The sequence below is a fragment of the Microcystis sp. M_OC_Ca_00000000_C217Col genome (assembly GCF_007095585.1).
GTDB classification, from domain to species: domain Bacteria; phylum Cyanobacteriota; class Cyanobacteriia; order Cyanobacteriales; family Microcystaceae; genus Microcystis; species Microcystis panniformis.
This window is the reverse complement of sequence record NZ_SFBV01000264.1, coordinates 23,013-32,786: the sequence shown is the minus strand read 5'-3', so window position 1 is coordinate 32,786 and position 9,774 is coordinate 23,013. Positions and strand designations below refer to the sequence as shown.

Sequence of the window (9,774 nt, the reverse complement as noted above, 5' to 3'; positions counted from 1 at the left end):
GACTAAATCCTTATCTGGCAAGAGACTTAATTGATTAGTTCGCTCTAGAGCAAAAACAATTGACAAAAATCGCAGCCATGCCTTTCTCTATAAGGGTTCCATCCCTTATAACCCCCGTCCATTGCATAACACAAACCGAAGAGCCTTTAATTATAACCAGCTACTTATGCCTTAATCAATATCAATTTAATAAGTAGTCATGCAAAATTAATTACCTGCCCGATCGAGCTAAAACCCTTACGGGGCAATGATCGTCATGTGTAAATAATTTTGCCTAGGTACTTATCCTTGCCATCACACCAGAACATAGGGAGGCGCTGATTACCCTTCCTTTTTATCATAAAGACTCCTTCGATTGAGTATCGCGGGATCAACAGGATTTCAAGATTCTTCATCCGCAACGGGATCGATCACGAGTGCTTTAAATTCTGAGGCAGAAATTATAGTTGTCGATCCTAAATTATCTACTTCTTCAAAGTCTTTATCACCTGTGATCAAAAAATCAGCATCACTCGCCATAGCACAAGCTAGAAATTTAGCATCCGATCGATCTCTAGGGAAATCAACGGTGCTGTGAACATCAATTAATCTAGGAAATGTATCGAAAACCTTATACCATTCTCTTATCACTCCTTCCGACAGCTTAAACTTAGGACGGCTGACAACATCTTTATATTCAGTTAAAATAGCTTCGGAAACAATCCATTCGATTTTATTAGACTCGATCACGAATTGTATAACCGTTCTCGGCAACCTTCCTTTTAAAATTGCCGAGAGTAGAATATTCGTATCGATCACGACTTTCATTCGCCTCTCCGATAGGCTTCAATTTCTGCGGCGATATCTTCTTCGGTAATCTCCTGAACCCAAGATAAAGATTGAGTTTTATCAAAGAGTTCTTTAACTTTTTGGCTTAAAGTCTGACGGTTTTGTTTGTCCGCTAAATTTAACAAAGCGTCTTTTAATAAATCTTCAACGCTGTTATAGTTTCCGGTCGCTAATTGAGAGTTAATTAATTGTTCTAATTCGGGATTTAAGGTAATATTCATGGTAAAATATTGTCCTGTATAATTCGGTGGATATTATGATGGTTCGTGAACGATTTCATCGATAAATTCTTCTCTTTCCTCTTCCGTCATTGTCTCCCAATCGTAGCCGCGTTCTTCTGCGACGATTTTTGCCTGTTGGCTTCCGTAATCGGTTATAGCTTCCATATTTCCCCACTGACGCTGGATGAGGAATCTAAATAGTTCCTGTTGCTGTGCTTCGGGGAGTTGTTTGACTAATTCGATTACTTGTTCGTTGCTTAAGGTTAAGTTCGGCATAGGTCGCTTCTAGACAATAGCATGATTAACGATTTTAACACGGGTCTTTAATGGAGAGGGTTTTCTGTTCGCCTATCCCTTCTGGGCTTCGATCGGTTAGAATCGAGAAATTATCGGCCTAGAAAGTCCTTTCATCTTCGCGCTTGCCGTAAAATTATATCTTTAACTAAATGGTGATCGCTAATTAATTATCGTAGTAAAGCTTGAAAACCTGCTTGAATAAAATGAACATCTGAAGTTAAAGCGTCGGTAATTTGATTTTCTTCCATAACAATAAAAGAAAAACAATCTACTAATCCCCAGCTTTTATCAGCTCTTGATTCGTAGAGCTTTAAGCCTTTTTGAAAAAGAGTAGAAGTGATAGTAACAACGAATAAATTATCGGTTTGATAGCATTGCTTGATAAAGGCAGAAACCTTAGGACGATTGTAATGACTAAGAGCATTACCAACCTCCATAAAAATGGCTTCAGTAACCCAAACTGCTGTTGCATTTTTTACATAGGGGAGGAACTGCATAGCAATTTGATGATATTGATCATGAGGATTGAGAATTGCTTGGATAAAGACCGTATCTAAAAAAAGTTTCGACTTATTCATCGCTTATATTTCTTTTGGGAGTATCATATAAATAATGATCGTGTTCCCTTGACCAATCTTCTGGAGCTTCATAGGTGCCAGCCATTTCTTCTAACAGTTCCCAAGCATTTTTAGGGTTATTTTCTAGTGGGTCTTCCCGAGAAATAATTTGGATGATGTAATGGGTATTGGGTTCTAATTCAATCTTTTCTTCGGGACGGAAAACCATTCCATCATAACTAACTCGTAGATTTTTTATCATAATGGATTGTTAAGAAGTAATTCGAGTACGGCCTACACAGTGCCTTAAGGCTAGTGTAACACACCCTCTCAACTATAAATACCGCACGATCGCACCCTCTTCTAGATGCCGATATTCTGCTAAAGATGGGAAAATATCAGTCCTGTAGGGTCAAGGTCGATCCTCGTGGGTGGGGAAACGGAGGGAATTTTCGGGCAGGGTGACAACAGTAATCGTTTTTCCCAACCTATCGAAAAATTCGACACTATACCCGGTTTCTAATCCCTCGATTTGATGTTTTTCTACCAATGTCCCCACGTCTCCCACGGATAATCTTGCTTCGCGAATATCTTTTAATAAAATCCCATTGAGTAAAGTTCATAATTGATGGTTATTATTTCGAGTTAAGAAATCTAGAAAATCTTTTGCTTTTACGATCTGAATATTTTGATATTCAACCAGTGAAAGAAGATGTTTGTCCCCCGTGATAATATGGGTAGCCTTGCCAGCGATCGCACATTCTATGATCATATCGTCATCGGGATCGTTGGGAACCGCTCTCAGTTGTCTTGTTATCGGAACAAGGCTAGAAAATTGACGAATTTCCGCGATATATTCTCTAAGTCCCCGTTCAGATATTTGAAATTTCTGCTGAAGTTTTTCGGTTAATTCGTCTAAAATCTCTTGGCAGGTTACTGAAGATACCGATCCCGTCTTCGCTAACGATAAGCAGGAAAATGTAGGGCTGCTTTTAGACAGCCAAGCAGAGATTAATATATTTGTATCAAAAACAACTACATAGGTCACTATTTTTCGTGAACGATTTCATCGATAAATTCTTCTCTTTCGTCTTCGGTCATAGTATCCCAATCATAGCCGCGTTCTTTGGCTACGATTCTAGCTCTTTCTGCTCCTTCATTAAATACTGGTTCCAACTGTCTCCACTGACTGAGAATGAGAATTTTATAAACTTCCTGTTGCTGTGCTTCGGGGAGTTGTTTGACTAATTCGATTACTTGTTCGTTGCTTAAGGTTAAGTTCGGCATAGGTCGCTTCTAGACACCAGCATGATTAATCAGTTTAACACGAGTCCTTAGCGGGGTGGGGAACTGGAGGGAATTTTCGGCCATGGTGACAACAGTAATCGTTTTTCCCAACCTATCGAAAAACTCGACAATATACCCCGTTTCTAATCCCTCAATTTGATGTTTTTCTACTAATGTTCCCACGTCCCCCGCAGATAATCATTCTTCGGGAATATCTTGTGATAAAATCAAGCTGATATTTGTCTTATCAACTAAATCATAAGCCTGTTACTGTTTTTATGCCTTCATAAACTTATAGTGTTCGTAGATTAATCATTATCTGGATTTAATGCTAAATATTGTTTTAATCTGTTCCATACACCTAGCCTTTGAAATATTTCTTCCTGTTTGGGATATAAAAAGGAATCTTGAAATTTTTTTCCAGTTTGAGTGCTTAATCTTATCAAAAGATTATTAAAGGTTTCATTTAATAAATCATCAAGCATTTGTATTAATTTATAATCTGTAGAAAGATGTACCTGTAGCAACTCTAGTTCATCTATAGACAATATTCTCCAGTCAAACTTATTGACTCCCTCTTGGATTAATAAACTATCTAAATGTTCTCGAAACAAATGGCTATTGATAAGATATAAAGGTTCCAAAGAAACAATAACAGGTATAAAAGTATTACAATTGTGAAAACAACTAAGCTCGACCGTTTTTTTCTGACACTCTGAAATAAAGCTTGCTAGTTGTTTTAATCCTTTCGTTATTTGTACCAGACTAGAATTAATGTGATCTTCACTAGCGATAGCTTGTGCCGCTCTAGAAAAGCGTGTTGCTTTGCATTCAAAAAGGATTAAAGTTGAACCGTCTTGCAGTATCCAATCAGGAGATTTACCTTTATTGATTGGATAGAAAGTACGAATTTTTTCCTCCGAAAATAATGTTTCTGAAAATATACACTCTTTGAGAATAATTCCAACATATCTTTCAAAAACATAACCAAAATAAGATGAAAATTCTTGTTTATAGTAATTAAACATTTGATAAAAAATTCCTGATGAAATTCTCGAAGCTATTAAGTCAGGAACTGGTGCATGAATAAAGTCTTTTTCTAATATTGAAAATTGTTTATTCTGACAAGGTTTAATAAGTGGATACTGTAGCAGTGGATTGAAATTATAGGCTTTGAACCTATCATCTTCATTTTTTCTTTCTTCATATAGATTTACAAACTTTGATTTATCCGCCGAAAGTTGTAATAAAATTTTATTGATAGAATAATCGTCTGGAAGACTTAAACCTTTTTTACGAGCAACTTTAAAATAGTTTCTACTAATACTAAAATGCCTAGAAGAAAAACTATATATACAAAAACCAGTATTAATAAAGTCCCTCAAAGAAACATCGCTAATTTCCTGAAATTTTTTTGCAAAATCAAATTTAGGAATATTAGGTAAGTCATTTAATTGTCTGGGTATCTCGTCGAATAGAATAACTGGACGTGCAAATTGACCAAAAATATTCGGTCGAAATGGGAACTGATGACTAACTAAACGGAGCATTAAAAAAACAGGGTTAGAATTAATAAATTCATTTTTAAGTTCTTCATCAAAAATTATCGGATCTGCCTGTAAATATTTTAAAGTTAAATTTACCAAACATCTAAGATCGTGATATTTAATTCTTGTTTCTACTTTACTAGGAGTGCAAAATCTGATAGCAAACAAAGCCGCGCCAGCATTTAAAAAAGGTAAAAGTTCTGGCGTAGTTGCGTTAAGCTGTGAATGTTGATTTTTTAACCTGTGTAAAGAATATAAGGCATCTCCTAGCTTAATTTTTTTAAAAGAACTTTGAATCTGAAGTTCTAAACGATTTAGAGCTTGCAAAGAATTTATATTAGGAAGTTGATTTTTGACCATATTTTGCCGTATCTATACAATAGGGGGCTTATTCAGCCCCCATAAAACCCTAACTACCGCCGATTCTCGCCACATCGCGGGCGTTGGCTTCAAAAGCCGCATCGAGGGCAGAATCGCCGGTTAAACCAGAATCTAACGCCTCTTTAATACACTGCAACATCCGCTTATAATCCTTGGGCATTACTTTAACAAACTTGGGCAACATTTCCGACCAATTTGCTAAAACTAGGGACGCTTTTTGACTTTGGGTGTAATCAGCATGGCGTTGAATTAACTCGCGTAAATCGTTGATTTCTTCCCCTTCTAGCGCCTCTAAAGCCACCATTTGGGTATTGCAACGAGTGGCGAAATCCCCCGACTCATCGAGGACGTAGGCGACACCACCACTCATTCCGGCGGCGAAATTGCGACCGGTGGGCCCTAAAACAACGACTTTACCCCCCGTCATATACTCGCAAGCGTGGTCGCCAACCGACTCAACTACCGTAGTCACCCCAGAGTTACGCACCCCAAAACGTTCCCCAGCAACCCCAGAAATATACACCTCACCACTGGTTGCACCGTATAAAGCCACATTACCGATGATAATATTCTCCTCGGCCACAAAAGTGGAACCTTTGGGCGGATAAACGATGATTTTGCCACCGCTTAAACCCTTACCCACATAATCATTGGCATCCCCTTCTAACTCCAGTGTCACCCCTTTGGGAACAAAAGCACCGAAACTCTGCCCCGCGCTGCCCTGAAAATGGAGATGTACGGTATCTTCGGGTAAACCCTCCCAGTGACGTTTAGTGATTTCGTTGCCTAAAATCGTCCCCACCACGCGGTTAATATTTTTAATCGGTAGTGTCGCCTTGACTTTTTCGCCTTTTTCAATGGCATCCTTGCATAAATCCAGTAAAACGGTTATATCCAAGGACTTATCTAAACCGTGGTCCTGGGGAATCTGGCAATAACGCCCTACCTCTGCATCTACCTCCGGTTGATAGAGAATCGGAGTTAGGTCAATTCCTTTCGCTTTCCAATGTTCTACAGCCTGTTTTGGCTCTAATACATCAGTTCGCCCCACCATTTCATTTAAGGTGCGGAATCCCAATTCGGCCATAATTTCCCGCACTTCCTGGGCGATAAATTTCATGAAATTCACCGTATATTCGGGATCTCCGATGAAATTCTTCCGTAATAACGGATCCTGGGTCGCTACCCCCGCCGGACAGGTATTAAGATGACAAACCCGCATCATAATACAGCCTAACGTTACCAGTGGCGCGGTCGAAAAACCGAATTCTTCGGCCCCCAATAGCGTCGCTACCACCACATCGCGGCCGGTTTTCATCTGGCCATCGGTTTCCACCGCAATGCGACTGCGAAGATTATTTAACACCAATGTTTGATGGGTTTCTGCTAGTCCCAACTCCCAGGGTAAACCCGCGTGTTTAATCGAGGTTTGGGGTGAGGCACCGGTCCCACCATCGAAACCAGAGATTAAAACCACGTCGGCGTGAGCTTTAGCGACTCCGGCGGCGATTGTGCCAACTCCCACCTCAGAAACCAGTTTTACGCTCACTCTGGCCGCGCGATTGGCATTTTTTAGGTCATGAATCAACTCCGCTAGGTCTTCAATCGAGTAGATATCGTGGTGGGGTGGGGGAGAGATTAAACCAACTCCGGGGGTGGAGTGACGGACTTTGGCAATCCAAGGATAGACTTTTTTACCCGGTAATTGACCGCCTTCGCCCGGTTTTGCCCCCTGGGCCATTTTTATCTGCAATTCTCGCGCTTGGGAGAGGTAAAGACTGGTGACACCAAAACGGCCGGAAGCTACCTGTTTAATGGCACTATTTTTCGAGTCTCCCCGTTCATTTGTCCAAGTGTAGCGCTCAGAATCTTCGCCTCCTTCCCCGGTGTTCGACTTGCCACCGATACGATTCATGGCAATAGCGAGGGATTCGTGGGCCTCTTTGGAAATGGACCCGTAACTCATGGCCCCGGTTTTAAAGCGTTTCATAATCGCTTCAATCGGTTCCACTTCTTCGATGGGGATACTTTCCCGGTTTTTAAAGGTTAATAGTCCCCGCAGGGTGAAGAATTTTTGATTTTGTTGGTTGACCAGTTGGGAATATTTCTTAAAGAGGTCGTATTTGCCCAATTTTACCGCTTGTTGCAGGGTATGAATGGTTTCTGGGCTAAAAAGATGGGCTTCCCCGTCTTTACGCCATTGATATTCACCGCCAATATCGAGGGTATGCACATTAACATCCCGGTCGGGGAAAGCGTGGCCGTGTCTGAGTAGGGATTCTTTGGCAATAATTTCTAAATCGGCCCCTTCAATGCGGGAAGCTGTCCAAGTAAAATAGCGATCGACTACCGATCGATTTAAGCCGATAGCCTCGAATATTTGCGCCCCACGGTAGCTTTGCAGGGTAGAAATGCCAATTTTAGAGGCCACTTTAATTACGCCCTTGGTGGCGGCTTTTATGTAGTTTTTACAGGCGGTCTGGTGGTCAACTCCCACCAATAAACCTTCCTCGATCATACTGCCGAGGGTGGCAAAGGCTAGATAGGGATTAATCGCACCGCAACCATAACCGAGGAGAAGGGCGTAGTGATGTACTTCCCGGGGTTCGCCGGATTCCAAGACAAGACCGACTCTGGTGCGGGTTCCCTGCCGGATGAGATGATGGTGTAAACCAGCAACCGCCAGCAGTGAGGGAATCGGGGCGTGATTTTTATCGATACCTCGATCGCTTAAAATAATAATACTCGCGCCCGCTAAAATTGCCTCGTCCACCTCTTGACAAATTGCCTCAATTGTGCTACGCATCCCCTCGACTCCCGAAGTGGGATCGAAGAGAATGGGAATAGTCACGGTGTTAAATTCGCTATTGCCCTGTAAACGCGCTAATTGGGCGTTAGTGAGGATGGGAGAGTTAAGTTTAATCAGGTGACAGCTTTCCGGCTGCGGATCCAAGAGATTTCTCTCCGCACCGATAGTGGTGATGGGAGAGGTGATAATTTCTTCGCGAATCGAGTCAATCGGGGGGTTAGTGACTTGGGCGAATAACTGCTGAAAGTAATCATAAAGCAGTTTTGGCCGATCGGACAAGACGGCTAGGGGTGTATCGGAACCCATGGAACCCACTGCTTCCACTCCATCCCGGCCCATGGGGGCTAATAAAAGACGTAATTCCTCAAAAGTGTAACCGAAAGCGGTTTGCTGTTGAATTAGGGAAACAGCAGTTTCCGGTGGGGCAGTTTCCACCGCAGGTAAATCGTCTAAATTGACTAAATTTTCGGTTAACCACTGGCGATAGGGATGAGCTTTGGCAATAGCTTCTTTTATCTCCTCATCGGCCACGATACGACCTTCTTTCATATCCACAAGGAACATCCGGCCGGGTTGCAGACGACCTTTGAAAGCGACGCGTTCCGGTTCAATGGGTAAAACTCCCGCTTCCGATGCCATAATTACTAGGTCATCCTTGGTGACGTAGTAACGGGAAGGACGTAAACCATTGCGGTCCAACACTGCTCCCATCATCGTACCATCGGTAAAAGCGATCGAGGCTGGACCATCCCAGGGTTCCATCAAACAGGAATGGTATTCATAAAAGGCTTTTTTCTCATCACTCATTGATTCGTGGGCTGCCCAGGGTTCAGGAATCATCATCATGACAGCGTGAGGGAGAGAACGCCCCGATAAAACCATTAATTCTAGGGCATTATCAAAAATTAAGGAGTCACTACCCTCGATATTAATAACCGGCTGGATTTTTTTGATGTCTTCCCCGAATAAGGGTGAGGCAAACATCGACTGACGGGCGTGCATCCAGTTAATATTACCTCGCAGGGTATTAATTTCGCCATTGTGGGCAATATAACGGTAGGGGTGGGCGCGTTCCCAACTGGGGAAGGTATTGGTACTAAAACGGGAATGGACTAATCCTAAAGCGCTTTGAAAGTCGGGGTCGTGTAAATCGGGGAAATAGTCACCCACCTGTACCGGCATTAATTGCCCTTTATAGACAATGGTACGACTAGAAATACTGCAAGGATACCAGTAACGATTAAAAGATTGACGACTGAGGTGGGAACGCTTGCGAATAACGTATAATTTGCGTTCAAAGGCCAGATCATCACTTAAATTGGCATTGCGTTCGATAAAAACCTGTTCGATAAAGGGTTCGGTAGATCTGGCCGAATTGCCTAAACTAGAGTTATCCGTGGGAACATCACGCCAACCGAGAACTTTTAACCCCTCTTCGGCGGCGATTTTCTCGAATTCCTGGCGACTTTTCCCGCGAATTTCCGCATCAGGGGCCGTGTAGAGCATTCCTACCCCGTATTGTCCCGCTGCTGGTAAGGTAAAACCTAGATTGCTGGTCACTTTCCGGAAAAATAGGTCAGGGATTTGGCACAAAATACCCGCCCCATCTCCGGTATTTTTTTCCGCACCGCACGCGCCACGGTGATCGAGGTTTAGTAGAATTGTTAAGGCCTGTTCAACAATATCGTGGGACTTTTTACCCGTTTTATGAACGATAAAACCGACACCACAAGCATCATGTTCAAATCGGGGATCGTATAGTCCTTGTTTCCGTGGAGTTTGATTGTTATTCATTTTGTCTGATAGCCTAGCAGTCTGGAAGGGAATGGCCTAGAGGGTGAGCCAGA

At 42.1% G+C, this 9,774-nt stretch carries 10 protein-coding genes and 1 pseudogene; all 11 read right to left on the bottom strand.

Annotation, left to right across the window (positions count from 1 at the left end):
* Positions 1-381: 381 nt before the first annotated feature.
* Positions 382-807: a putative toxin-antitoxin system toxin component, PIN family gene (locus tag EWV66_RS16445; protein WP_052275302.1), complete on the bottom strand. Its 426-nt coding sequence runs from the start codon at positions 805-807 to the stop codon at positions 382-384.
* Entirely contained in the window at positions 804-1,049 is a 246-nt protein-coding gene (locus EWV66_RS16440; protein WP_052275301.1) for a ribbon-helix-helix domain-containing protein, read from the bottom strand. The genes EWV66_RS16445 and EWV66_RS16440 overlap by 4 nt, the downstream gene beginning before the upstream one ends.
* Positions 1,050-1,082: 33 nt before the next feature.
* Complete coding sequence (locus EWV66_RS16435) at positions 1,083-1,325, bottom strand: hypothetical protein (protein WP_052275300.1); 243 nt, start codon at positions 1,323-1,325, stop codon at positions 1,083-1,085.
* Positions 1,326-1,513: 188 nt separating this feature from the next.
* Positions 1,514-1,924, bottom strand: a complete 411-nt coding sequence (locus EWV66_RS16430) for a type II toxin-antitoxin system VapC family toxin (RefSeq protein WP_002777101.1) — start codon at positions 1,922-1,924, stop codon at positions 1,514-1,516.
* Positions 1,917-2,165: a hypothetical protein gene (locus tag EWV66_RS16425; RefSeq protein WP_052275299.1), complete on the bottom strand. Its 249-nt coding sequence runs from the start codon at positions 2,163-2,165 to the stop codon at positions 1,917-1,919. Before EWV66_RS16425 ends, EWV66_RS16430 begins: the two co-directional genes overlap by 8 nt.
* 150 nt (positions 2,166-2,315) lie before the next feature.
* On the bottom strand, positions 2,316-2,471 hold the full coding sequence (locus EWV66_RS16420) for a DUF4926 domain-containing protein (RefSeq protein ID WP_232023672.1): 156 nt from the start codon (positions 2,469-2,471) through the stop codon (positions 2,316-2,318).
* A 51-nt stretch (positions 2,472-2,522) separates the two neighbouring features.
* A complete protein-coding gene (locus EWV66_RS16415; protein WP_125731730.1) occupies positions 2,523-2,951 on the bottom strand; it encodes a putative toxin-antitoxin system toxin component, PIN family in 429 nt (142 codons plus the stop codon).
* On the bottom strand, positions 2,951-3,190 hold the full coding sequence (locus EWV66_RS16410; RefSeq protein ID WP_002791637.1) for a hypothetical protein: 240 nt from the start codon (positions 3,188-3,190) through the stop codon (positions 2,951-2,953). Before EWV66_RS16410 ends, EWV66_RS16415 begins: the two co-directional genes overlap by 1 nt.
* Before the next feature lie 9 nt (positions 3,191-3,199).
* Positions 3,200-3,376 (bottom strand): annotated as a pseudogene (locus EWV66_RS16405) (DUF4926 domain-containing protein); the annotation flags it as partial.
* Positions 3,377-3,498: 122 nt separating this feature from the next.
* The gene (locus tag EWV66_RS16400; protein ID WP_287108231.1) at positions 3,499-5,097 is read right to left on the bottom strand and encodes a hypothetical protein; all 1,599 of its coding nucleotides are present in this window, start codon (positions 5,095-5,097) and stop codon (positions 3,499-3,501) included.
* A gap of 49 nt (positions 5,098-5,146) precedes the next feature.
* Positions 5,147-9,721: a glutamate synthase large subunit gene (gltB, locus tag EWV66_RS16395; RefSeq protein WP_287108233.1), complete on the bottom strand. Its 4,575-nt coding sequence runs from the start codon at positions 9,719-9,721 to the stop codon at positions 5,147-5,149.
* Positions 9,722-9,774: the final 53 nt, after the last annotated feature.

Coding starts and splice junctions, on each gene's coding strand:
- EWV66_RS16435 (WP_052275300.1), bottom strand. CDS start 1,325: ATGCCGAACTTAACCTTAAGCAACGAACAAGTAATCGAATTAGTCAAA.
- EWV66_RS16445 (WP_052275302.1), bottom strand. CDS start 807: ATGAAAGTCGTGATCGATACGAATATTCTACTCTCGGCAATTTTAAAA.
- EWV66_RS16440 (WP_052275301.1), bottom strand. CDS start 1,049: ATGAATATTACCTTAAATCCCGAATTAGAACAATTAATTAACTCTCAA.
- EWV66_RS16410 (WP_002791637.1), bottom strand. CDS start 3,190: ATGCCGAACTTAACCTTAAGCAACGAACAAGTAATCGAATTAGTCAAA.
- EWV66_RS16400 (WP_287108231.1), bottom strand. CDS start 5,097: ATGGTCAAAAATCAACTTCCTAATATAAATTCTTTGCAAGCTCTAAAT.
- EWV66_RS16425 (WP_052275299.1), bottom strand. CDS start 2,165: ATGATAAAAAATCTACGAGTTAGTTATGATGGAATGGTTTTCCGTCCC.
- gltB (WP_287108233.1), bottom strand. CDS start 9,721: ATGAATAACAATCAAACTCCACGGAAACAAGGACTATACGATCCCCGA.
- EWV66_RS16430 (WP_002777101.1), bottom strand. CDS start 1,924: ATGAATAAGTCGAAACTTTTTTTAGATACGGTCTTTATCCAAGCAATT.